The organism is Glycomyces artemisiae (assembly GCF_003002955.1).
In the GTDB taxonomy this organism is placed as follows: domain Bacteria; phylum Actinomycetota; class Actinomycetes; order Mycobacteriales; family Micromonosporaceae; genus Glycomyces; species Glycomyces artemisiae.
This window is the reverse complement of sequence record NZ_PVTJ01000002.1, coordinates 215,367-238,572: the sequence shown is the minus strand read 5'-3', so window position 1 is coordinate 238,572 and position 23,206 is coordinate 215,367. Positions and strand designations below refer to the sequence as shown.

Here is a 23,206-nt window from a genome sequence, read left to right as displayed (position 1 = left end):
CGGTCGTTCCCCGGCCCGCACCTCTGTTCCTGTCTCCTAGCGGAGGACGGCTTTCTGCAGCGCCTCGGCGGGGCCGTTCTTGAAGCGGCGCAGCCACAGCCGGGACCCGATGAGGAGGAACGCGCTGATGCCGAGCCACAGGGCCGGGGCGAACCAGGCCTGCGTCCCGTACTGCGCGGCGAGCCCGAGGCCCCAGCCGTAGCAGACGACCGATGCCAGGAGGTTCTGGAGGATGTACCCGCTGAGCGCGGTGCGCCCCAAGGACTCCAGTGCGGTCATGACGGGGCCGCGGCGCAGCCGCTCCACGAGGAGCCCGGTCAGGCCGATGTACCCGAGCATGACGACGGGCGCGACGAGGTACCGCTCCGCGTAGAGGAAGTCGTCGGGCGCGAACTGCACGGCGATGTTCAGCGGCAGGCCCAGGCCGAGGCCCCATGCCATGAGGCGCTTCCTGATCCGGCGTCCCGCGTCCTCGGCGCCGAAGGCCCCGGCGCGGAACAGCTTGACGCCCAACAGGAACAGGAAGACGAGCATCGGGAACGTGATGATCGGCTCGATGCGGAAGACCAGGGCGTGGTCGAGGCGGAACCGGACCTGGTCGAGCCAGGAGCCGTCGGCGTACAGCGCCGCGACCTCGGCGTCCCGGGACGGGTCGTTGCCGGGGCCGAGCGCCGTCGCGGCCGTGATGAGCGCGATGATCGCGAGGTGGAGGCTCAGCGCGGTCCACATGACGGCGCGCTGGGCGCGTTCGGAGCGCTTCAGCAGCCAGGCGACGGTGATCGCGGTGACCGCGTACCCCATGAGCACGTCCCACGCGAACAGCAGGACGAAGTGGACGGTGCCTTCGGCGAAGAGGAACAGGGCCCGCCAGTGGTAGCGGCCGGGCCAGCGCCGCCCCTTCTTCTCGGCGGACCGGTACTGGATGGCGAGGCCGACGCCGAAGAGGACGGTGAGCATGGAGAGGAACTTGCCGTTGGCGAGCAGTTCGAAGACCTCGCCGAAGGGGCCGCCGCCGGTGATGCCGTAGCCGAGGAGCGGCCCGGCCTCGCCGTGGGCGGAGGTGAAGATCCAGACGTTGGTGCCGAGGGTGCCGAGGATCGCGACGCCGCGGAGGACGTCGAGCAGCGGGAGCCGCTTCGCTGCGGGGGCCGCGGCCCGCTCGGGCGCGGTGGCGGTGGTGGTGTCCATGCTCTTCAGCATCGCGCCGGGGCGGGGCCCGCGAATCCTTCCGCGGCATGGACTTTCACGTGAGAAAGGGGCGACCGGGGGTGGAGCCCCGGCCGCCCCGAAGGTGGCACGGGCCGTTACGCGGCTGCGACTTTCGTCGCAGGGGTGTTCCGCGCGCGGCGCTTGGGCCTGCGGTCGAGCCACCACTGGGCGATCATCAGGTTGACGATCCAGCTGAGCCAGATGGAGGCGACGGCGACGTCGGCGACGAGCGCGTCCGTGTCGCCGCCGTAGTAGGAGTCCTTGAACGGCAGGAGGATGACGAGGAGCAGGACGATCCACACGCGGTTGACGACGATGGACCAGCACAGGGCGAAGCTGCGGATCATCCAGCGGCGGTGGGCCTGGAAGTCGTGGCGGCGGGCGGCGAGGAATCCGGCGAACGTCGTGGCGAACCACAGGAGCGAGAGCAGGACGTTGCCGATCTTCCCGTCGGGGCCGACGGTCGACATGATGGAGACGACGAGCGCGAAGATCCCGGAGGGGACGACGCCGAGGAACACGTAGAGGCGCCCGGAGACCCGGTGGACCTTGGGGTGCTTCTGGCGCAGCCAGGTCCACACCTGCATGGAGCAGGTGATGAGGGCGACCGAGCCGAACAGGATGTGCGCCGAGAGCATCAGGTAGTGGGTCTCGGGGTTCGCGGGCTGGAGTTCGACGAGGGAGTCGCCGGTGTCGAAGGTGAGGTAGAAGGGGAGCCGGGCGGCGACGAACAGCCCGGCGACCGCGAAGAGCGGGACGATCCAGGGGCGTCGGTACCACTTGGGCCTGGCGGGCGCGGGGGTGCTGTCGGGGCGGTCGAGGGTCTGGGTCACCGGTTTCTCCGATCGATGGTGGGGTCCGATCGATGCGTATGGGATACGCTATTTAGCGTACATCATACGCACGCCCGGTGGGTGCACGCGAGTCCGCCACGGGCCCTAGGCTGCGGAGCAAAACAAGGGGGGGTGCGGCGCTGTGGGACAGGGCGAGTACGAGCTGCTGTGGGAAGGGGCCGCGAGCGCGGCCCCCCGGCCCGGGCGCGGGCGGCCCTCCGGCCTCACCCGCGAGCGCATCGTCGCGGAGGCCGTCGCCATCGCCGACGCCGAAGGGCTCCAGAAGGTCTCGATGAAGCACCTCGCCGACCGCCTCGGCTCCGGCGTCATGTCCCTCTACCGGCACGTCCCCGGCAAGGACGAACTCGTCGTCCTCATGTACGACTCCCTCATGTCCGCCCCCGCGCCCCTCCCCGACGCCGACACCTGGCGCGACGTCCTCGCCGGATGGGGCCGGTGCGTGCGCGACCTGTTCCTCGCCCACCCGTGGGCACTCCCCGTCGCCACCGGCGACCGCCCCATGGGCCCCGGCGAAGCCGGCTGGGTCGACCAGGTCCTCGGCCGCCTCGCCGCCGTCGGCATGCCCGAAGGGACCGGGCTCCTCGCCGTCCTCACCGTCGACTGCTTCGCGCTCGGCGCCGTCCGCCCCGAGATCGGCGGCGGCGAATCCACCGGCGCGTTCTTCCGGTTCCTCCAGGACCCCGCCGTCGCCTCCCGCTTCCCCCACCTCGCCGCGCTCGCCGTCGCCGGACCCGCCACGAACCTCGGCCACTTCGAATTCGGCCTCCAGCGCGTCCTCGACGGCCTCGAACAGCACTACGGCGCATAGCGCTGGGCCGCTACGAACGAGGGGCCGGCCCACCCGGGCCGGCCCCCCGCTACTCAGGAGAGAACAAAGCTATGCAGGCTGGAGCGCCGCCTCGCCCTTCTGCTGCGAGGGGACGTCGCCCCCGAACGCGGCCGCCTCGTCGAGCGGCTGCGGCGCCGCGTCGTACACGCCGCGGTCGAGCAGCTGCTCCGACTTCGCGACGATCACCGGGACCACCATCTGCCCCGCCACGTTCGTGGCCGTGCGGATCATGTCCATGATCGGGTCGATCGCCAGCAGCAGGCCCACGCCTTCGAGCGGCAGGCCCAGCGTCGACAGGGTCAGCGTCAGCATCACCGTCGCGCCCGTGAGGCCCGCCGTCGCCGCCGAGCCGATCACCGACACGAACGCGATCAGGAAGTAGTCCTGCACCGCCAGGTCCACGCCGTACACCTGCGCCACGAAGATCGCGGCGATCGCCGGGTAGATCGCGGCGCAGCCGTCCATCTTCGTCGTCGCCCCGAACGGCGACGCGAACGACGCGTAGTCGCGGTCCACGCCGAGCCGGTCCGTCACGGTCTTCTGCGCCAGCGGCAGCGTCCCCACCGACGAGCGCGACACGAACGCGAACTGGATCGCCGGCCACGTCTTGCGGTAGAACTGCACCGGCGAGACCTTCGCGAACACGCGCAGCAGCACCGGGTAGACGATGAGCAGGATGATCAGCGCACCCGCGTAGATGTCGATGCTGAACACCGCGAGCGGCTCCAGCAGGTCCCACCCGTACGCGTACACCGACTTGCCGATGAGCGCCGCGGTCCCGATGGGCGCCAAGCGGATCACCCACCACAGCGTCTTCTGGATCAGCGCCAGCGCCGACGCGTTGAACTTCAGGAACGGCTCGGCCCTGTCACCGAGCTTCGCCGCCGCCGCGCCGACCACGATCGCCACGAACACGATCTGGAGCACGTTGACGTTCACGAACGCGTCGACGAGGTTCGTCGGGATGATGCCGGTGAGGAAGTCCGTCCACGAGCCCTGCGTCTCCGGGGCGGCCGCGGCGCTGGAGAGCTCCACGCCCGAACCCGGGTTCGTCGCCAGGCCGATCGCGATGCCGATGACCACGGCGATCAGCGACGTGATCGCGAACCAGCCGAGGGTCTTGGCGACCAGGCGGCCCGCGTTCGCGAGGTTGCGGAGGTTCGCGATCGACGCGACGATCGCGGTGAACACCAGGAACGGGACGATCAGGAACAGCAGCTGCACGAACAGCGTGCCGACCGTCTCCAACGCGGTGCCGAGCCACGCGACGGACCACTCGCGGGCGACGTAGCCCAAGGCGAGGCCGAGCACGAGGCCGATGAGCAACTGCGCGGCGAACGGAATGCGCTTGCGGCGCTTGGGCTTCGAAGAATCAGAATTTTCCACCACGGCCTGGTCGGCCGTGCTGTCGGAAGCACTGGACATGAATACCTCTGGTGAAGGCGGGCGCACCGCGAACGGGCGCGCGGTCGCGCGCCTCAAGCGGTGTCAGGAGTGCGGGTCGGGCTCGGACCCAGCGGGAGAAGCAACGAGTACGTCGGCGAGCCGGCCGGTGGGAGCGGCGCTAGCGACGACAGAGCACGGTCGACACGCGGCAGAAGTCGAGGTGACGCCTGCGTGTCAGGTACTGGTTCGTGACGGTGTAACTCATCGCCTGCCAACGGTAGCGCCTTTCGCATTTCGGGCGCAAGAGGCGTGAGGGATCGCATACGGCCCGCGCCGGGGACTAGATTCGAGCCGTGCCCGGAACCAACCGACCCACCCTGCGCGACGCGCTCCGCACCGTCCCGCCCATCGTGCTCGGCGCCGTCGCCCTCGGCGGCGTCATCGGCTCCCTCGCCAGGTACGGCCTCCTCGTCGCCTTCCCGCCCCAGCCCGGCCGCTTCGAGACCGCCACGTTCCTCGCCAACGCGATCGGCGGCCTCCTCATCGGCGCCCTCATGGTCGTCGTCACCGACATCGCCCCCGACCGCCGCCTCCTGCGCCCCTTCCTCGGCGCCGGCGTCCTCGGCGGATTCACCACCTTCTCCACGTTCATCGTCGGCGTCGGCCGCGCCGTCGACGCCGGCGCCGCCCTCCTCGCCCTCGCCTACGCCACCGCCACCATCGCCGCCGCCCTCGCCGCCGCCGCGACCGGCATGTGGGCCACCCGCCGCCTCACCGCCCGGCGGCGCCGATGACCCTCCTCCTCGTCGCCGCGGGCGCCGCCCTCGGCGCCCCCGCCCGCTTCCTCACCGACCTCGTCGTCGCCCACTACCTCGGCCGCCACCTCCCCTGGGGGACCCTCACCGTCAACGTCCTCGGCTCCGCGCTCGCGGTGTTCCTCGCCGTCGCGGTCGCCGACCCGACCTGGTCCGCGGTCCTGTCGATCGGCTTCTGCGGCGCGCTCACCACGTACTCGACGCTCTCCTACGAGACCCTCGTCCTCGTCGAAGCGGGCCGCTGGCCCCACGCCGCCCTCAACATCGCGATGAACCTCGCCGGGGGCCTCGCGGCCGGGCTCGGCGGGTTCGCGCTGGCGCGCGCCCTCGGGTACTGACGCCTGCGGCGGCGGCCCGACACGCGCGCGGGCCGCGCGGCAAATGCGCGGTTCCGCGCGGTCGATGCCCGACGATCGAGGTCCTGCCATAGCCGCCCGCCGGGGGTTCCGGGCGCCTCCGCGAACCCCCGGCGGGCGCCCCACCCGAAGGGACTCCCGATGCCGGGCTCGCGCACGCTCCCCTCCGTCCCGCCCGCCTGGCGGCGGCCGCTCGCCGCCGCGGTGGCACTGCCGCTGCTGGCCCTCGCCGCGCCCGCCGCGCACGCGGAGCCCGACGGGCCCGCGCAGGTGTGGCTGATCGAGTTCGCCGAGGGCGCCGACGCGTCCGTGCTCGACGCCGCGCGGGGCCTCGACTTCGAAGTGCGCCACGACTTCGAGCGGATCTGGAACGGCGTCTCCGTGGAGGCCGACCCGGCGACCGCGCGGCGCCTCGGGCAGCTCGGCATGGTCGAGCGCGTCTGGTCGGACGTCGTCTTCGGCGGCCCCGCGACCCGGTCCGATGCGGTCACCGAGTCGGACGCGGCCGCTGAGTCCGGACCGGTTCCCGAACTCGCGCAGGCGATCCAGACGACCCGCGCCGATGTGGCGCACGACCGCGGGATCACCGGCGAGGGCGTCAAGGTCGGCGTCATCGACACCGGCATCGACTACACCCACCCCGACCTCGGCGGCTGCTTCGGCGACGGCTGCCGCGTCGCCTTCGGCACCGACTTCGTGGGCGACGACTTCGACTCCGACGACCCCGAGCGCTCCGACCCGGCCCCGGACGACGACCCCGCCGACTGCGCCGGGCACGGCACCCATGTCGCGGGGATCGTCGGCGCCGACGGCGAGGTCACCGGCGTCGCGCCCGACGTCGAGTTCGGCGCGTACCGGGTCTTCGGCTGTGAGGGCTCCACGAGCGCCGAGGTCATCATGCAGGCGCTGGAGGCCGCGCTCGACGACGGCATGGACGTCGTGAACCTCTCGCTCGGCCAGTCGTTCCAGTGGCCCGGCTACCCGACCGCGAAGGCCGCCGACCGGCTCACCGAGGAGGGCGCGGTCGTCGTCGCGTCGATGGGCAACGACGGCGAGTCCGGGATCTACTCGGGCTCGGCGCCGGGGGTCGGCGAGGACGTGATCGCCGTGGCCTCCACCGACAACCCCGCCGAGCGGATGGACGCCGCCTTCGTAGCGGCCCTCGACCGCCCGGTCGGCTACAAGACCCTGTCGGACTCCCCTGAACCGGAAGGGAAGACCGACGGCCTCGTCTGGCTCGGCCGCGCCTGCAAGGACGACCCGTCCGAAGGCGACGTGAACGGCAAGGCGGCCCTCATAGTCCGAGGCACCTGCACCTTCAAGGAGAAGTACGAACGAGCCGTCGAGGAAGGCGCCACGGCGGTCGTCATCTACAACGACAGGCCCGGCCCCTTCGGCGGCTCCGGCATCGAAGACCTCGGCGTCCCCGCGCTCTCCGTCACCGACGCCGACGGCAAGGACCTCCACGACCTCGCCGCGATCGGCGAGGCCCCGGTCCTGGAGTTCACCGGCGACACCGTCCTCGTCGACCTGCCGCGCGGGGGCCTCGCGTCGAGCTTCTCCGCGTACGGCCCCGCCCCGGACCTCGCGTTCAAGCCCGACGTGGCCGCGCCCGGCGGCGGCATCTGGTCCACCGTGCCCGTCGCCGACGGGTCCTACGAGTCGCTCTCGGGCACCTCGATGTCCTCCCCGCACGTCGCGGGCGCCGCGGCGCTCCTGCTGGACGCGGAACCGCGCCTCGACCCGCGCGACGTGCGCACCCGCCTCGCGAACTCCGCGAAGCCCGTCCCGTGGGGCGACAACCCGGGCCTCGGCGAACTCGAAGCGGCGCACCGGCAGGGGACCGGCGTGATCGACGTGGTCGACGCCCTCGACGCCGAGGCGTGCCTCTACCCGACCGGCGTGAACACCGGCGACGGCACCGGGCCGCGCACCTTCGAGCTCACGCTCACCTCCCGCGACCACCACGTGCGCGACTACACGATGACCCACCAGGCGACCATCGCGACCACCGGCGACGACCGCGACCCCGGTTTCAGCGCCGCCGCGCCCGAGGTGGACTTCTCCCCGAAGGAACTGCGCCTCTACCCGGGCCAGTCCGCCACGATCGAGGTCACCGTGACGCCGAGCGCCGACCTCCCCGAAGGCAGCGTCTTCGGCGGCCGCATCACCGCCCGCCCCGAGGGCGGCGGCGAGTCCCTGACGGCCGCGTACTCCGGCTACCAGGGCGACTACCTCGCGATCCCGGTCCTGGAGCACCCGGACTTCCCCAAGCTCGCGGCCGTCGTCGCCCAGGACCCAGAGACCCGCGAGTACGAATACCGCGACGTCGAGGAAGGCGAGACCTTCAGCCTCGCCGACGGGCCCGCCCTCGCGGCCCTGGTCTATCTCGGACACCAGCCCGCGGCGATGGCCGTCAGCGCCGCGAACGCCGACACCGGGGAGGTGGTCGAATGGGACCAGGAGGCGTTCCTCCCGCGCTCCCCCGGGCCCGACGACGCGATGGGGGTCCACCTGGAGGACCTCGTGGCCCAGCGCCCGGGGGCCCTGGAGCCCGGGCGGTGGACGCTCACGGTGAAGGTGCTCAAGGCCCTCGGGGACGAGGACGACCCCGAGGACTGGGAGCAGTGGACCTCGCCCGAGTTCAGTTTGAGCGAGTAGCGCTGGAGGTCTTGATCTGTGGTTCGTCGCGGGCGGCCGGCTGTACTGGCCGGCCGCCCGCGGTCTCCGCGGAGGAGGTGGCACCTGCGGCGGTTCCGCGCGGGGAGCTCCCCGCACGAGACCTGGCGACGTTCGCGAATTCCCCTATGTCGCCGCCATCCCGCAGGTGCCGGATGGCCTGTTTTTGCTATCTACTACAACAGGTGGGGTTGGGAAGTGTCGAATGTGAAGAACGTACTTGTGGATAACTTTGTGTAGTGCCTGGTCAGAGCTTATTGGCGGCGGTGGACCAGTTGGGCGCCCGCCTGGTCCCGCGGGGTAATGGTGAGCTGGTCGATGTTGACGTGGGCGGGCCGGGTCGCGACCCAGGCGATGGCGTCGGCGATGTCGGCGGCGACGAGCGGGGTCATCCCGGCGTAGACGGCGTCGGCGCGGTCCTGGTCGCCCTCGAAGCGGACGAGGCTGAACTCCGTCTCAACCATCCCCGGGTCGATCTCGCACACCCGCACCGGCTGGCCGAGCAGCTCCATGCGCAGGACCCGCGTGATCGCGGCCTCGGCGTGCTTGGCGGCGTTGTATCCGCCGCCGCCCGGGTACGGCTGGTGGCCCGCGATGGAGCCGATGACGACGACCTGGCCGTCGCCGGATTCGACGAGTTTCGGCAGGAGCGCCTTGGTGATCCGGGCGGTGCCGAGGACGTTCACGTCGTACATGCGCTGCCACAGGTCGAGGTCGGCGCCCGCGATCGAGTCGAGGCCGAAGGCGCCCCCCGCGTTGTTGACGAGAATGTCGCACCGGTCGATCTTCGCGGCGAAGTCGGCCACTGACTGCTCGTCGGTGACGTCCAGCGGGCGCGCGGTCCCGCCGAACTCCGCCGCGACCTCGGCGAGCCGGTCGGCCCGGCGCGCGCCGAGGACCACGTCGAATCCGGCTTCGGCGAGTGCCCGGGCGGTGGCCGCCCCGATGCCGCTGCTCGCTCCCGTAACGACTGCGGTCTTCCTGCTCATCGAATCCTCCTCGGGCGTGTACCGGGCCGCGGTCCCGGCCCGGCTCGGACCTTACTCGGCGGCCCGCAGGGCCCCGCGCCGGTTCTCACACTCTGGCCGGGACGCACGGCGCGCCCGGCCGCGGCCGTACCATCGCAGTCGACGCTGGTTCCGCAGCGCCGCAAGGCGCCGCGGCCAAGAGGGAATCTGGTGCGAATCCAGGACTGCCCCGCAGCGGTGAGGGGGAACGAAACCCGCCATGAGCACTGGGCCCGCGAGGGCCTGGGAAGCGGCGGGGAGTAGGTGCCGGCGACGGCGCGCCTCCGAGTCCGAATACCTGCCCGCGTACCGCGCGCGACCGCGCGCGGTCCCGCTGTCGCAAGTTCGAGGGAACTGACACATGAACCATCGCACTGCCGTGCGCTCGACCGCTCTGGGCTACCCGCGCATCGGGTCCGACCGGGAGCTCAAGCGCGCGCTCGAAGCCCACTGGGCCGGACGCCTCGACGCCGCCGGGCTCGAACGGGCCGCCGCGGCCGTCCGCGCCGAGATGCTCGACGACCTGTCCGTGCTCGACCAGGTCCCCACGGGCGTCTTCTCCTACTACGACCACGTGCTGGACGCGGCGTTCGCCGTCGACGCGGTTGCGCCTCGTCATCGCCGCAGCGACCGGCTCGCGTCGTATTTCGCCGCCGCCCGCGGGGACGATGCCGCTGCCCCTTTGGAGATGACCAAGTGGTTCGACACCAATTACCACTACCTGGTGCCTGAAATCGGGCCTGCCACTGCCTTCGCTCCCCGGCCTGAGAAGGCCGTCGCGGAGTTTCTTGAGGCTCGTGAGCGCGGGCTGGACGCCCGGCCGGTGCTGGTCGGGCCCGCCTCGCTGCTCCTGCTCGCCAAGGCCGCCGAGGGGGCGCCCGCGGATTTCCGGCCCTTCGACCGGCTCGGGGATCTGGTGGAGGTGTACGTCGAGATGCTCGCCGCGCTCGCTCAAGCCGGGGCCGGGCTCATCCAGCTCGACGAGCCCGCGCTCTGCGCCGACCGCACGCCCGCGGAGCTGGAGGCCGTCGCCGCCGCGTACCGGCGGCTCGTCGCCGAAGCGGAGATCCTCGTCGCCGGGGGCTACGGGCCGTTCGGCGAGTCGCTGCCGGTGCTCCTGGAGTCGGGCGTCGAAGGCATCGCGCTCGACCTGGTCCGCGGCCGGTCCGACCTGGAAGCACTTGCGTCGCTGGATGTTTCACGTGAAACATTCATCGTCGCCGGGGTCGTGGACGGCCGCAACATCTGGCGCACCGACCTCGCCGACGCCGCGGCCGACATCGAGGCCGTCAAGGCCCTCACCGACCGCGTCGGCGTCGCCTCGTCGTCCTCGCTCCTGCACGTCCCCGTGGACCTCGCGCCCGAGACCGGCCTGCCGCCGCTCCTTGCCGAGCGGCTCGCGTTCGCACGCCAGAAGCTCATCGAGCTCACGGTCCTGGCCGATCCGGACGGCGCCCGCGACGCCCGGCCCGCGAGTCCCGCCGCCTGGCGCGACGCCGCCGTCCGCGACCGCCTCGCCGCCCTCGGCGACGGCGCCGACCGGCGCGCGCCCTACGCCGACCGCCAAGCCTCCCAAGCGAAGCGCGTCCCGCTGCCGCCGCTGCCGACCACCACGATCGGCTCGTTCCCGCAGACCGCCGAGCTCCGCAAGGCCCGCGCGGCGCACCGGCAGGGCCTCATGATCGACGCCGACTACCAGGCCCGCATGAAGGCCGAGGTCGCCGCCGTCATCGCAGAGCAGGAGCGGCTCGGCATCGACGTGCTCGTGCACGGCGAGCCCGAGCGCAACGACATGGTCCAGTACTTCGCCGAACTCCTCACCGGCTTCGCGACCACGGCCGCCGGATGGGTCCAGTCGTACGGCTCGCGCTGCGTGCGCCCGCCGATCCTCTACGGGGACGTCGCGCGCACCGCGCCCATGACCGTCCCGTGGACCTCCTACGCGCAGTCGCTCACCGCGAAGCCCGTCAAGGGCATGCTCACCGGGCCCGTGACGATCCTCGCGTGGTCGTTCGTGCGCGACGACCAGCCGCTGGCCGACACCGCCGACCAGGTCGCCCTGGCCTTGCGCGACGAGGTCGCCGACCTCGAAGCGGCCGGGACCGCGATCATCCAGGTCGACGAGCCCGCGCTCCGCGAGCTCCTGCCCGTGCGGGAAGCGCCCCGCGCGGCCTACCGCGAGTGGTCGACGCGGTCGTTCCGGCTCGCGACCTCCGGGGTGCGGCCGGACACCGCGATCCACACGCACCTGTGCTACTCCGAGTTCGGCGTGGTCATCGACGCGATCGCCGCGCTCGACGCCGACGTCACCTCCATCGAGGCCTCGCGCTCGAAGATGGAAGTCGTCGCCGACCTCGGCCGCGCCGGGTACCGCAGCGGCATCGGCCCCGGCGTATGGGACATCCACTCCCCGCGCGTGCCCGCCGCCGCCGAGATGGCCGAGGCCCTGCGCCTCGCCGTCGCCGCGCTCGGCCCCGACCGGGTCTGGGCCAACCCCGACTGCGGCCTGAAGACCAGGCGCTACGAGGAGGTCGTGCCCGCGCTCGAAGGGCTCGTGGAGGCCGCGCGGACCGTCCGCGCCGAGGCCGCCTAGCGGCCGCCGGGCGCCGCGGCGGTTCCGGACCGTGCCTCCTGTTTCGCCCGGGATGCACGGTCCGGTCGCTGCGACCGGGCCGCCGCGGCGCCACGTACCCTTGACCCGTGGCGATGGACAACTACCGCATCCTGACCGAGCCGGTGAACGGCGGCATGTCCGGCCTGGCGAAGGCCAGCGCGGACTGGCGGCGGCTCGCGCACAACGTCGAGTCGCTCGCGCGCACCGCGGGCGTGCCGATGATGGCGATGGTCAAGGCCGACGCGTACGGGCACGGCATGGTCCCGGCGGCGCGCGTGGCCGCCGAGGCCGGGGCCGACCGGCTCGGAGTCGTGACCCTCAAGGAGGCGTGGCAGCTCCGGCAGTCGGCGGGTCTGGAAGCCGTGCCGGTGATGGCGTTCTTCTTCGCTCCCGAGCAGCCCGGCCTCGCCGAGGTCGTGGGCGCCGGGATCGATCTGGGCGTCTCGTCGCTCGCGCAGCTCGAAGCGGCCGCCGCGGCCGGGGACAGGGCGGGGACGCCCGCGCGGATCCATCTCAAGGGCGACACGGGCATGTCGCGGGGCGGTGTCGCCGAGCACGAGTGGGAGCTCGCGGCGGAGGCGGCGGCGAAGCACCAGGCCGCGGGGTCCGTGGTGGTCGCGGGGGCGTGGAGCCATCTGGCGTGCGCCGACGAGATCGGGCATCCGGCGAATGCGGCGCAGAAGGCGGCGTTCGAGCGGTTCCTGTCGGCGGTGTCCGCGGCGGGCCTGGCGCCGGAGGTGCGGCACCTCGCGAATTCGGCGGCGCTCATCAGCGACCCGGAGACGCGGTACGACCTGGTGCGGCCGGGGATCGCGCTGTACGGCTACAACCCGGTGCCGCAGTTCCCGGTGGACCTCCAGCCGGTGGTGGAGGTGCGCAGCCAGGTGATGAGTGTGAAGCGGCTGCCGGCCGGGTCGGGGATCTCCTACGGTCACACGCACATCCTGGAGCGGGACACGAATGTGGCGCTGGTGCCGCTGGGGTACGCGGACGGGATTCCGCGGGCCGCGTCGAACAAGGCGGAGGTGTACCTGGCGGGGAAGCGCCGCCGCGTGCTCGGGCGGATCTGCATGGACCAGTTCACGGTGGACTGCGGTGACGACCCGGTGAAGCCGGGGGAGCCGGTGGTGCTCATCGGCGCGGGCGAGCAGCACCCCGACGCGGACGACTGGGCGGCGTGGGCGGGGACGATCCCGAACGATGTGCTCACGGGCCTGGGTGCCCGGATTCCCCGGTTGTGGAACCGGGGCCTCGACTAGACGTACCATCTTCCTTTCCCTTCCTTTGGACCCCTTGGGCCCGTTGAGTTGTGCAGTGAGGTCGCATGAGCGAGAGGCAATCGGGCCGGGGCGGCCGGCGGGCGCGCGGCTGGGCGATCGCCGGGGGCGTGACCGGCGGGATCGCGGTGGGCGCGGCGCTGGCGTACGGGGTGCCGCGGTATCTGGCGCGGCGGACGCGGGCGTCGTCGGCGGACCCGTACGCGCACGAGCCGTTCGAGATGCCGCCGGTGAACTCGGTGCGGACGGTGGAGGCGCGGGGCGGGGCGTCGGTGCACGTGGAGACGGCGGGGCCGGAGGACGCGGGCCTGACGGTGGTGCTGATCCACGGCTACATGCAGGACATGGGGACGTTCTATTTCCAGCGGAAGGCGATCGCGGATGCGGTGCGGGGCGGGGTGCGGTTGCGGGCGGTGCTGTACGACCAGCCGGGGCACGGCCGGTCGGGTGGTCTGACGCGCACGGAGTACTCGATCGAGGATCTGGCGGAGATCCTGCACGACGTGCTGGAGGAGGCGGCGCCGGAGGGGCCGCTGGTGCTGGTGGGCCATTCGATGGGCGGGATGACGATCATGCAGTACGCCCGCTTGTACCCGGAGGAGTTCCGGGAGCGGGTGAAGGGCGTGGCGTTCCTGTCGACGTCGGCGGCGGGCCTGGACACGGTGGAGACGAAGCCGATGCGGGCGTTGCGGCGGCTGCGGCGGACGGTGCTGCCGATGCTGCAGCAGGTCGCGGGGTGGACGCCGGATCTGATCGACCGGTCGCGGCTGCTGGCGGGGGACCTGGGGTGGCTGCTGACGCGGAAGGCGGCGTTCCGGTCGCCGAATCCGCCGGGGTCGATCGTGACGCTGGTGGAGCGGATGAACCGGCGCACGTCGATCCAGTCGATCGTGGGGTATGCGCGCGCTATCCTCGACCACGATGCGACGGCGGTCCTGCCGCAGTTCAAGGGCCTGCCGATCCTGGTCGCGGTGGGGGACGGGGACCCGTTGACGCCGCCGGGGCATTCGCGGCGGCTCGCGGAGGCGCTGCCGGGGTCGCGATTGGAGCTCATAGCCGAGGCGGGGCATTCGCCGCAGCTGGAGTATCCTGGTGAGATCTCACAACTGTTGTTGGAGATGATCGACAAAGTCGCGGCGGAGATCGGTGACGGTCCGCCGTCTCGGGCGGCGCAGCCGCTTGAGGGCGACCGGGGGCGGCACCGCCGCTGGGCGCCGTTCTCCCACGGGCACCACCGGGATTCCTGACCCGGCATCGATACGGCATTGACATTGAGGAGTGAGACGTGAGGCTGACGCTCCAGACGGCCGGAGACACCCACGAGTTCGGGCTGCGGCTCGCCGCGGTCCTGCGACCGGGCGACCTCGTGATCCTCACCGGCCCGCTCGGGGCCGGGAAGACCGCGCTGACGCAGGGCGTCGGCGCGGGGCTCGGCGTGGAGGGGCGGATCACCAGCCCCACGTTCGTGATCGCGCGGTCGCACCGCGCGGGTGCGGCGGGCGTGCCGCTGGTGCACGTCGACGCGTACCGGCTGGAGACCCTCGACGAGCTCGACGACCTGGACCTGGACACCGATGTGGACGCGGCGGTGACCGTGGTCGAGTGGGGCGCGGGCCTGGCCGAGCGCCTCGCCGACTCGTACCTGGAGGTCGCGATCGAGCGCCGCGCGGACGAGGTGCGCGAGGCGGTCCTGCACGCGCACGGCGGCGACTGGGCCGAGCGGCTCGCGTCGCTGGGCCTGCCGGTCGGCGCGGCCGCATGAGAGTCCTCGCCCTCGACACCTCGACGAGCGCGGTGCAGGCCGCGCTGGTGGACCTCGACGGTCCCGCGTTCGAGCCGGAGCTGTTCCTGACGGCGTTCCGCCGTGAGGTCGACGGTCGCGGGCACGTGGAGAAGCTCGGCCCGTTCATCGAGGCGTGCCTCGCGGACGCGGGGCGCACCGTGAAGGATGTGGACGCGGTGGTCGCGGGCGTCGGCCCGGGGCCGTTCACGGGCCTGCGGGTCGGGATGGTCACGGCGGCGGCGTTCGCCGACGGCGCGGGCATCCCGGTGTACGGGGTGTGCTCGCTCGACGGGATCGGCGGGAACACGCGGGGCCGGGCGCTCGCGGCGACCGATGCGCGCCGCAAGGAGATCTACTGGGCCGTGTACGAGGACGGTGTGCGCGAAGGCGAACCGCAGGTCGGCAAGCCCGCGGACCTGCCGGAGACGCGCGCGGACTACGCGGTCGGGGAGGGCGCGGCGAAGTACGCGGCCGAGCTGCCGGTGCCGGCCGAGGCCGGCGCGGTGTACCCGGACCTGGTGAAGCTCGTGGAGCTGGCCGCGCCGCGGCTGCTGTCGGGCGCGCCGTCGGAGCAGTTGACGCCTTTGTACCTGCGGCGTCCGGACGCGCAGCCCGCGAAGGGCGCGGTGGCGCCGCCCGCTCGGCCCGCGAGCGGGGCGTGACCGGCCGGCGCGGCGTGGTACTCCTTGACTGATGAACGGTGAACTGCTGATCGGCCGGGTCCGCTGGTGGCACCTGGCCGAGATGGCCCGCATGGAGACGGCGATCTTCGGGCCCGAGGCGTGGAGCGAGGGCCTGCTGTGGTCCGAGCTCGCGGCCGGGCACGACTACCGGGCCGTGTTCGACCGGTCCGCGGGCGGCCCCGAGGGCCGGATCGCGGGGTACGCGGGGACGGCGTTCAGCGACACCGAGGCGTGGATCAACAACATCGCCGTCGACGCCGGGTACCGGCGCCGGGGGGTGGCGACGATGCTCATGGACGACCTGGTCGCGCGCGCCCGCGCGGGCGGCGCGAAGTCGGTGTTCCTGGAGGTCGCGGTCGACAACGTCCCGGCGCAGCGCCTGTACGACCGGTACGGCTTCTACGGCATCGGCGTGCGCAAGAACTACTACCAGCACACCGGCACCGACGCCGCCGTGATGAGGATGGATTTGTGAAGACCGAACCTGTGGTGATGGGCATCGAGACGTCGTGCGACGAGACCGGTGTGGGGATCGTGCGCGGCCACGAGCTGCTGGCCGACGCGGTCGCGTCGTCGGTGGACGAGCACGCGCGCTTCGGCGGGGTCGTGCCGGAGGTGGCGTCCCGCGCGCACCTGGAGGCCATGGTGCCGACGGTGCAGCGGGCCCTCGACGACGCCGGGCTCGCGCTCGGCGACCTCGACGGGATCGCCGTCACGGCGGGGCCGGGCCTGGCCGGGGCGCTCATGGTCGGCGTCGGCGCCGCGAAGGCGTACTCGATCGCCACGGGCGTCCCGCTGTACGGCGTCAACCACCTGTCGGCGCACATCGCCGTCGACACCCTGGAGAACGGGCCGATCCCCGAGCCCGCGATCGGGCTGCTCGTCTCGGGCGGGCACTCGACGATCATGATGGTCGAGGACCTCGCCGGGAAGGTCACGCAGCTCGGCGCGAGCATCGACGACGCCGCGGGCGAGGCGTTCGACAAGGTCGCGCGCCTGCTGGGCCTGCCGTTCCCCGGCGGCCCGTACATCGACCGGGCCGCGAAGGACGGCGACCGGGCGTTCGTGGAGTTCCCGCGCGGCCTGTCCGCGCCGAAGGACCAGGAGCGGCACCGCTACGACTTCTCGTTCTCCGGTTTGAAGACCGCGGTGGCGCGGTGGATCGAGGCGCGCCGCGCCGACGGCGAGGACGTGCCCGTCAACGACGTGGCGGCCGCGTTCCAGGAGGCCGTCTGCGACGTCCTCACCCGCAAGGCGATCCTGGCCGCGAAGGAGCACGGCGTCGAGACGATCCTCCTCGGCGGCGGGGTCGCCGCGAACTCGCGCCTGCGCGGCCTCGCGGCCGAGCGCGCCGAGGCCGCGGGCCTGACGCTGCGGTACCCGCGCCCGAAGCTGTGCACCGACAACGGCGCGATGGTCGCCGCGCTCGGCTCGCACCTCGTCGCCGCGGGCGTCGCGCCCTCCCGCATCGACTTCCCCGCGAACTCGTCGATGGACGTCGAGGTCGTCAGCCTCGCCAACACGCTGTAAGGGCCCGCCTGTCGGTCCCCGCCGCTACCGTAACCGGCATGACCGACAACGTCCCTTCCTGGGAGCCGCCGCTCGCCGGCACCGAGTCCGAGCACCTGCTCGCCATGCTCGAACGGCTCCGCACCACCTTCCGCTGGAAGGCCGACGGCCTCGACGCCGCGGGCCTCGCCCAGCGCATCGGCGCCTCCGACCTCACCATCGGCGGGCTGCTGAAGCACCTCGCGCGCGTCGAGGACATCACGTTCGCGTGGAAGATGCGCGGCGAGTCCCCCGGCGAGCCGTGGGTGTCCGCGCCGCTCGACGACTCCGACGCGTGGGAGTTCGGCTCCGCCGCCGACGACAGCCCCGAGTACCTGTACGGGCTGTACGACGCCGCGGTCGCCCGCTCCCGCGAGCGTCTCGCCGCGATCACCGCCGACGGCGGCCTCGACCAGGACGCGCACTGGGAGTGGCCCGGCCGCGGGCACTTCAGCGTCCGCCGCATCGTCTGCGACCTCGTCGAGGAGTACGGCCGCCACACCGGCCACGCCGACCTCCTGCGCGAAGCCGTCGACGGCCGCGTCGGCGAGGACCCGCCCGAGGACTGGACGCCCGTGTCCTGACCCTCCGGTAGCGTTGCGGGTCAACCGCACCGAGGAGGCACCGATGGCACCCGACCCGCACGCGATCGTCGCGGCCCTGCGCGCCTGGGCCGAAGCCGCCGACTGGGTCGAGTGGGTCGAACTCGGCGGGTCGCTCGGCCGCGGCGCGGGCGACGCGTACTCCGACGTCGACGCCGGGATCGGCGTCACCGCACTCGCCGACGACGACCCGCGCATCGCCGCCGCGCTCGACGCCGCCACCGGGTTCGCGCCGACCGCCGCGACCCTCCGCCAGCGCCTCGGCGACGTCACACACCTCGTCTGCGTCTACCGCGACGGCCGCCAGCTGTCCCTCGTCGTCTTCGACGCCGCCGCCCGCACCGGCCTCGCCCCGCAGTCGACCGCGGTCGTGGACAAGGCCGGCCGCCTCGCCGAGCCCGTCGACCCGGGCCGGTGGACCCCCGACGCGGCCGCGCGCCGCGAGTGGGCGTTCCTGGCGTGGATCGCGCTCGGCGACGCCGCCCGGCACGCGGCCCGCGGGCGCCCCTGGCGGGCGCTCGGGTCCCTCACCGAGGCGCGGAACCAGGTGTGGAGCCTCCATGCCGCGGACCTCGGGCTCACCTACCCGCAGTTCGGGGCCGTCACCGTCGAGAACGCCGACGCCCCTGCCCCGCAAGGGATCGCGGCCACGCACCCCGCCGACCTCACCGGCCCCGCGGTGCTCGGCGCGATCGAAGCCGTTGCGGCCCTGCTCGACCCGTACACCGGCGCGGACCTGAAGGCCCTCGCCGATGCGGTCCGGCCCCGGTTCGACCTGCTCAGGGACTGACCGCGGGGGCGTGTGGACGGTGCAGGTTAGGCTCCGGTCCCATGACCGACACCGAGGTGACCGAAGCGGACGGGGAGCCCGAGGCGGCCGAGCGGCCCTGGTGGCGCTCCCGGTGGCTGCGGGTCCTGTCGTGGACCGGCACTGCGGGGGTCGTCGCGTACACGCTGATCCGGGTGCTCGGGCTGGAGACCGGGTGGGTCCTGGTCACCACGGTCGCGTTCGTGCCGTACTTCGTGCTCGCGGCCGTCGTCGCCGCGGGGGTGCAGGCGGCCGTGCGGCACTGGGCCGCGCTCGCGGTCACGGGTGCGGCCGTCATCGCGCTCGCCGTGGTGCTCGTGCCGCGGATGAGCGCCGACGAGCAGCCTGCGGCGGGCGGCGCGGAGTTCACCGTCATGTCCGTGAACCTGTACGTGGGCCAGACGGACCTGGGGAAGGTCGTCGACCTCGTCGCCGAGCACCGGCCCGACCTGCTCAGCGTCCAGGAGCTCACCCCCGGCGCCGCCGAGGGCCTCGCCGAGCTCGGGCTGGAGGAGCTGCTCCCCTACTCGATCCTCGAACCCGACGGGCTCGCCGTCGGCACCGGCCTGTACGCCGCGCACCCCCTGGAGCGCATCGAGACCGTGGGCCGCGACGGGATCTTCTACCAGATCGGCGCCGAAGTCGACCTCGGCGGCGAGGCCGTCAGGTTCATGGCCGTGCACACCGCCGCGCCCGCCACGCCGGAGCGGATCCCGTTGTGGGAGGACGACTTCGAGCAGATGCCGCGGCCCGACGGCGGCGCGCCGTGGGTCCTCGCGGGGGACTTCAACGCCACGCTCGACCACGACAACCTGCGCGGCCTCCTCGCCGACGGGTACACCGACGCCGCCGACGCCACCGGTGAGGGCCTGACCCCGACGTGGCGGCCGATCGAGGGCGGCTACCTGAACGGGATCGTGCGCCCGCCCGCCGTGACCCTCGACCACGTCCTGGCCGAGGACGGCCTCGCCGTCCTCGACTACGCGGTGCTCGGCAAGGACGGCAGCGACCACGCGCCCGTCCTCGCGACGCTGCGCCTGCCCTGACCGGGTTCCCTGGCATGCCTCCTGCCATGCTTCCTGAACTGGATTTCAGGTTCGCGATGAATCCTGTCAGGGGCGCTCGTCATAGTGGGAGAGCGAGCATCCACCGAGCGAAAGGGCCCGCATCATGCGCCAGATCATCGTCACCGCGTTCGTCTCCCTCGACGGCGTCATGGAGGCCCCCGGCGGGGAGCCCGGCTACCGCAACAGCGGCTGGACCTTCAAGGACGTCGAGTTCCTCCCCGAGGCCTACGAGATCAAGGGCCGCGAGCAGGAGGAGGCCGGGGCGCTCCTGCTCGGCCGGACCTCATATGAGGCGTTCGCGCCCGTGTGGCCGACCATGACCGAGGAGTTCGCCGGGTACAACGCCAAGCCCCGGTACGTCGTGTCCACCACCCTCAAGGAGGACGACGAGCGCTGGCCCGCCACGATCCTCCGCTCGATCGACGAGGTCGCCGCGCTCAAGGAGACCGACGGCGGGCCGCTGTCGGTGCAGGGCAGCGCCACTCTCGGGAAGAGCCTCGCGGACGCCGGGCTCGTCGACCGCTACCACCTGCTGGTGTTCCCGCTGCTCCTGGGCGCGGGGAAGCGGCTGTTCAGCGACGCCGACCAGGACGCCGTGAAGCTCGACCTCGTCGAGCACGAGGTGTACGGCAACGGCATCCAGAAGCAGGTCTTCGACGTCGTCCGGTAGTGCGGGTTCGGTAGTGCTGGTCCGGCAGTGCGGGCGCGGGCCGCGGTCAGGATTCTTTGAGCGTCAACCGTTCACAAGGGATGGTCGCGCCGCTGAGTTCCATGGTCTTGCGGGCGCCGTCGGACTCGAAGCCGTACCGCTCGTAGAAGCGGCGGCTGATCTCGCTGCCCTCCATGATCCACACCCGGACGGGCGCGAACCCCTGCTCGGCGAGCCAGCGCACGCCCTGGTTCATGAGGGCCCGGCCCGCGCCGCGGCTCCAATGGTCGGGGTGCACGTAGATCGACTGGACCAGCCCGGGGGTGCCGGGGCCGGCGCCGTCCTCGTCGGTCTCGTCGCGGTCCCAGGTGAACGAGGCGAAGCCGATCACGTAGGGGCCCTTCTCGGCCACGAACTCGGTTTCGAGGGGGCGCCTGCGCGCGAGGTAGCGCACGTAGCGTTCGGACGCCTCGTCGGGGAGCCCGGCGAGCACGTCGGCGTCGACCAGGCCTTCGTAGGCCGCGCGCCAGGATGCGGTGCGGACCTGAACCATCTCGTCTGCGTCGGCGGGGGTGGCCGTTCGGATCCTCATGTCTACCAACCGTGCCCGAAGGTCCACAAGAAAGCAACCGCTTAGGGTCCGGGAATTGCGAACGCAACCCGTTCGTGCAAGAAGCGTCTAGTCGACGGGCGACTCCAGGAGCCGCAGCTCTTGGGCGGTGGCGTCCACGGAGGCCAACGCGCCGATGGGCATCGGCAGGTTCGGGCCGGTATGTCCGAAGTCGACTCCGGCGAGGACCGGGAACGAGTAGTCGGCGAGGACGTCGAGCACGACGTCCTCGACGCCGGCGAGGGTCCCGTCGGGGAGGTCGCGGTCGGAGATCCCGGCGGGGATGCCGACGACCATCGCGGCGGTGCGGTCGAAGACGCCCTGCATGCGCAGCACGTGGAGCTGGTTCCACACGTGGCCGAGGTTGCGGCCCACGTCCTCCCAGAAGAACACGGCGCCGTCCCAGGTCTCGGGCGCGAGCGCGTACGGGGAGGCCTGGACGTTGATGAGCCGGTCGAGCAGGCCGCCGACGAGGCGGCCGGTCGCCTTCCCGGGTTTCCATGTCTCCCAGGGCTGGTCGGCGGGAAGGGCGGTCTCGGTGATCTCGCCGGTGAGGAGCCCGAAGAGGAGGTCGCGGATCTGGGCGTGCCGCTCGGGGGAGGCGTCGGCCCAGAACCGGCCGCTGAGGCCGGGCGCGAAGTCGGCGTGCATGCCGACCAGGCCGGTCCGCGAGTGCAGGGCGAGGTGGAGCGCGGTGATGTCGCTGAAGCCGAGGAGCGGCTTGGGGTCGCGGCGGACCGCGTCGTAGTCGATGCGGTCGAGGTACGCGGTGGTCGCGTTGCCTCCCGCGAACGGGATGATCGCCCGCACCTCCGGGTCGTTGAGGAGCGTGTTCAGTTCGGCGGCCTGCTCGGCGGGGGCGGCGGAGCGCCAGAACCGGTGGCCGCCCGCCTCGACGAGGGGCGTGAGGCGGACGCGGAACCCGGCGTCTTCGAGGACGGCGACCGCGCCGTCGAGCTCCTCGGCGCGGTGGGCGCTGCGCGGGCCGGACAGGGCCGCGATCGCGACGGTGTCGCCGGGGCGGAGCCGTTTGGGCCGCAAGGGTTCCATGTCTGCTGCCTCCTGTGGGACGGGTCGGGGCCGGGACCAGCCTAACGGCGGTCCCGGCCCGATGCAATGCCTGGAAGCAAGCGTTATCTCAGTTCGAGCGCGCGGTCCTCGGCGTCGACGGTGCGGCGGGCGCGGGCGACGGTGAGGGCGATCCCGGCGGCCGCGACGAGGACGGCCGCGCCGTAGGCGGCGAGCGAGGCCGCGTCGGGCGAGGTGAACGACTGGCCGCGCACGGCCTGCCACGCGGCGGTCGCGAACACCCCGAGGTACCCGGCGGCGCTCCAGCGGACGACCGCGGCGCGGACCCGGTCGTCGCGCAGCCACGCCCGGCGGACCGCCAGGAAGCTCAGGAGCATCCCGAGGCCGATGAGCACCTGGATGCCGTGCAGGCCGATGAAGTGGGCGACGCGCATGTCGCCGCCGGTGGTGGACCAGCCGGTGAGGACCATGCCGTTGCCGTCGAGGTCGCCGACGCCGTGCCCGGCGTTGAGCGGGACCTCGGTCCCGTTGGCGTCGACCTGGGTGCGCTGGCCCTGGCCGCCGACGGTGACGATGAAGAACGCCGCGAACATGCCGAGGCTCGACAGGAGCAGGCCCCACCGGATCACGGCCGTGACGGCCCGGTCGCCGATGCGCTGGAACAGGACCAGGACGGCGATGACGACGTTCGCGAGGAACATGACCGGCACGAACTGGAACGCCATCTGGACGACCTGGTTGAACGCGTCGTCGGAGGCGTTGAAGTGGCTGAACGTGCCCATCGCGGCCGCGGCGGTGATCACGCCGACCTCGGCGGCGCTGATGACGGCGAACAGGGTCCCGAAGGCCCAGCCGGTGCGCCGCAGCTTCGTCATGTGGGAGAGGAGCCAGGCGAGCGACAGGCAGTAGGCGAAGAACGAGAACCCGAACTTGAAGGACTTGACCCAGACGGACTCGCCCAGGATCGTGCGGTCGTCGAAGGGCATCGCGGCGAGCGACGCGAGCGCGACGACCCCGCACGCGATCCCGAGGACGAGGAGGGGGCGGTGCCAGCGGCGGCCCCCGCGGGTGAGGGCGATCCCGGCATCTGAGGCGCGGTCGGCGGCGGTGGGGCGGCGGTGGGCGGCGAGGGTGGTGCTCATGCCTACGACGGTATTTCCGATCGCGTTGCCGCACACTGACGTGCACTGGCGGAACGGTGGTGGGGTCTGCCTTACCGGCCGGGCGGCGATCGGGAGCGTCTCGGCGGTTCTGCGCAATTCGGGCGTCGCGAGCGCCCCCCGATTCCATAGTGCCCGGAGGGTCCGACAGCGGACGAGGGGCGGATGGCGGTCCGGGCGCGGCGGCGGGCGGCGCGAAAGCTCCGGTTGCGCGGGCGGGCGCGGCGGGCGGCGCGGGCGA

The 23,206-nt window shown here is 72.6% G+C and carries 22 protein-coding genes and 1 riboswitch; of the genes, 15 read left to right on the top strand and 7 right to left on the bottom strand.

Annotated features, from left to right (window positions below; genetic code table 11):
* Positions 1-36: 36 nt before the first annotated feature.
* Complete coding sequence (locus tag B0I28_RS05635; RefSeq protein WP_106363407.1) at positions 37-1,188, bottom strand: DUF418 domain-containing protein; 1,152 nt, start codon at positions 1,186-1,188, stop codon at positions 37-39.
* 116 nt (positions 1,189-1,304) lie between these two features.
* Positions 1,305-2,042 (bottom strand): DUF2306 domain-containing protein, encoded by a 738-nt coding sequence (locus B0I28_RS05630; RefSeq protein WP_106362832.1) that lies wholly within the window; start codon positions 2,040-2,042, stop codon positions 1,305-1,307.
* A gap of 142 nt (positions 2,043-2,184) precedes the next feature.
* Between B0I28_RS05630 and B0I28_RS05625 the strand changes: the two genes are divergently transcribed.
* Positions 2,185-2,871 (top strand): TetR/AcrR family transcriptional regulator, encoded by a 687-nt coding sequence (locus B0I28_RS05625; RefSeq protein ID WP_106362831.1) that lies wholly within the window; start codon positions 2,185-2,187, stop codon positions 2,869-2,871.
* Positions 2,872-2,940: 69 nt separating this feature from the next.
* Here the strand turns inward: B0I28_RS05625 and B0I28_RS05620 are convergent, their stop codons facing one another.
* Entirely contained in the window at positions 2,941-4,317 is a 1,377-nt protein-coding gene (locus B0I28_RS05620; RefSeq protein ID WP_106362830.1) for a dicarboxylate/amino acid:cation symporter, read from the bottom strand.
* A 314-nt stretch (positions 4,318-4,631) separates the two neighbouring features.
* On the opposite strand from B0I28_RS05620, the gene B0I28_RS05615 reads away from it, so the two are divergent.
* The 3 genes from B0I28_RS05615 to B0I28_RS05600 all read left to right on the top strand — a co-directional run bounded on the left by B0I28_RS05615 (position 4,632) and on the right by B0I28_RS05600 (position 8,110).
* The gene (locus B0I28_RS05615) at positions 4,632-5,072 is read left to right on the top strand and encodes a fluoride efflux transporter FluC (protein ID WP_245888892.1); all 441 of its coding nucleotides are present in this window, start codon (positions 4,632-4,634) and stop codon (positions 5,070-5,072) included.
* Positions 5,069-5,431, top strand: a complete 363-nt coding sequence (locus tag B0I28_RS05610) for a fluoride efflux transporter FluC (protein WP_106362829.1) — start codon at positions 5,069-5,071, stop codon at positions 5,429-5,431. The genes B0I28_RS05615 and B0I28_RS05610 overlap by 4 nt, the downstream gene beginning before the upstream one ends.
* A gap of 159 nt (positions 5,432-5,590) precedes the next feature.
* On the top strand, positions 5,591-8,110 hold the full coding sequence (locus B0I28_RS05600; protein WP_181245649.1) for a S8 family serine peptidase: 2,520 nt from the start codon (positions 5,591-5,593) through the stop codon (positions 8,108-8,110).
* 272 nt (positions 8,111-8,382) lie between these two features.
* On the opposite strand, the gene B0I28_RS05595 is transcribed toward B0I28_RS05600, so the two are convergent.
* Positions 8,383-9,117: an SDR family NAD(P)-dependent oxidoreductase gene (locus tag B0I28_RS05595; RefSeq protein WP_106362827.1), complete on the bottom strand. Its 735-nt coding sequence runs from the start codon at positions 9,115-9,117 to the stop codon at positions 8,383-8,385.
* A gap of 128 nt (positions 9,118-9,245) precedes the next feature.
* Positions 9,246-9,455: riboswitch (cobalamin riboswitch) on the top strand.
* A gap of 41 nt (positions 9,456-9,496) precedes the next feature.
* On the opposite strand from B0I28_RS05595, the gene metE reads away from it, so the two are divergent.
* The 11 genes from metE to B0I28_RS05540 all read left to right on the top strand — a co-directional run bounded on the left by metE (position 9,497) and on the right by B0I28_RS05540 (position 20,187).
* Positions 9,497-11,728, top strand: coding sequence for a 5-methyltetrahydropteroyltriglutamate--homocysteine S-methyltransferase (gene metE / locus B0I28_RS05590; RefSeq protein ID WP_106362826.1), 2,232 nt, complete (start codon positions 9,497-9,499; stop codon positions 11,726-11,728).
* Positions 11,729-11,841: 113 nt separating this feature from the next.
* Positions 11,842-13,008, top strand: a complete 1,167-nt coding sequence (gene alr / locus B0I28_RS05585; protein ID WP_106362825.1) for an alanine racemase — start codon at positions 11,842-11,844, stop codon at positions 13,006-13,008.
* Positions 13,009-13,073: 65 nt separating this feature from the next.
* Positions 13,074-14,273, top strand: coding sequence for an alpha/beta fold hydrolase (locus tag B0I28_RS05580; protein ID WP_106362824.1), 1,200 nt, complete (start codon positions 13,074-13,076; stop codon positions 14,271-14,273).
* 38 nt (positions 14,274-14,311) lie between these two features.
* Positions 14,312-14,788 carry a tRNA (adenosine(37)-N6)-threonylcarbamoyltransferase complex ATPase subunit type 1 TsaE gene (gene tsaE, locus B0I28_RS05575; RefSeq protein ID WP_245888891.1) on the top strand — a complete coding sequence of 159 codons (477 nt, stop codon included), beginning with the start codon at positions 14,312-14,314 and terminating at the stop codon, positions 14,786-14,788.
* Complete coding sequence (tsaB, locus tag B0I28_RS05570) at positions 14,785-15,471, top strand: tRNA (adenosine(37)-N6)-threonylcarbamoyltransferase complex dimerization subunit type 1 TsaB (protein ID WP_106362823.1); 687 nt, start codon at positions 14,785-14,787, stop codon at positions 15,469-15,471. Before tsaE ends, tsaB begins: the two co-directional genes overlap by 4 nt.
* A gap of 31 nt (positions 15,472-15,502) precedes the next feature.
* The gene (rimI, locus tag B0I28_RS05565) at positions 15,503-15,967 is read left to right on the top strand and encodes a ribosomal protein S18-alanine N-acetyltransferase (protein ID WP_181245648.1); all 465 of its coding nucleotides are present in this window, start codon (positions 15,503-15,505) and stop codon (positions 15,965-15,967) included.
* Complete coding sequence (gene tsaD, locus B0I28_RS05560; RefSeq protein ID WP_106362822.1) at positions 15,964-17,022, top strand: tRNA (adenosine(37)-N6)-threonylcarbamoyltransferase complex transferase subunit TsaD; 1,059 nt, start codon at positions 15,964-15,966, stop codon at positions 17,020-17,022. The genes rimI and tsaD overlap by 4 nt, the downstream gene beginning before the upstream one ends.
* A gap of 38 nt (positions 17,023-17,060) precedes the next feature.
* Positions 17,061-17,624: a mycothiol transferase gene (locus B0I28_RS05555; protein ID WP_106362821.1), complete on the top strand. Its 564-nt coding sequence runs from the start codon at positions 17,061-17,063 to the stop codon at positions 17,622-17,624.
* A gap of 43 nt (positions 17,625-17,667) precedes the next feature.
* A complete protein-coding gene (locus B0I28_RS05550; RefSeq protein ID WP_106362820.1) occupies positions 17,668-18,432 on the top strand; it encodes a hypothetical protein in 765 nt (254 codons plus the stop codon).
* A gap of 41 nt (positions 18,433-18,473) precedes the next feature.
* Entirely contained in the window at positions 18,474-19,496 is a 1,023-nt protein-coding gene (locus tag B0I28_RS05545; protein WP_106362819.1) for an endonuclease/exonuclease/phosphatase family protein, read from the top strand.
* Positions 19,497-19,620: 124 nt separating this feature from the next.
* On the top strand, positions 19,621-20,187 hold the full coding sequence (locus B0I28_RS05540; protein ID WP_106362818.1) for a dihydrofolate reductase family protein: 567 nt from the start codon (positions 19,621-19,623) through the stop codon (positions 20,185-20,187).
* Between the two features lie 46 nt (positions 20,188-20,233).
* On the opposite strand, the gene B0I28_RS05535 is transcribed toward B0I28_RS05540, so the two are convergent.
* The 3 genes from B0I28_RS05535 to B0I28_RS05525 form a co-directional block, all read right to left on the bottom strand.
* Positions 20,234-20,758: a GNAT family N-acetyltransferase gene (locus B0I28_RS05535; protein WP_106362817.1), complete on the bottom strand. Its 525-nt coding sequence runs from the start codon at positions 20,756-20,758 to the stop codon at positions 20,234-20,236.
* 87 nt (positions 20,759-20,845) lie between these two features.
* Positions 20,846-21,826, bottom strand: a complete 981-nt coding sequence (locus B0I28_RS05530; RefSeq protein ID WP_106362816.1) for a S66 peptidase family protein — start codon at positions 21,824-21,826, stop codon at positions 20,846-20,848.
* An 83-nt stretch (positions 21,827-21,909) separates the two neighbouring features.
* On the bottom strand, positions 21,910-22,947 hold the full coding sequence (locus B0I28_RS05525) for a hypothetical protein (RefSeq protein ID WP_219926585.1): 1,038 nt from the start codon (positions 22,945-22,947) through the stop codon (positions 21,910-21,912).
* Positions 22,948-23,206 lie beyond the last annotated feature (259 nt).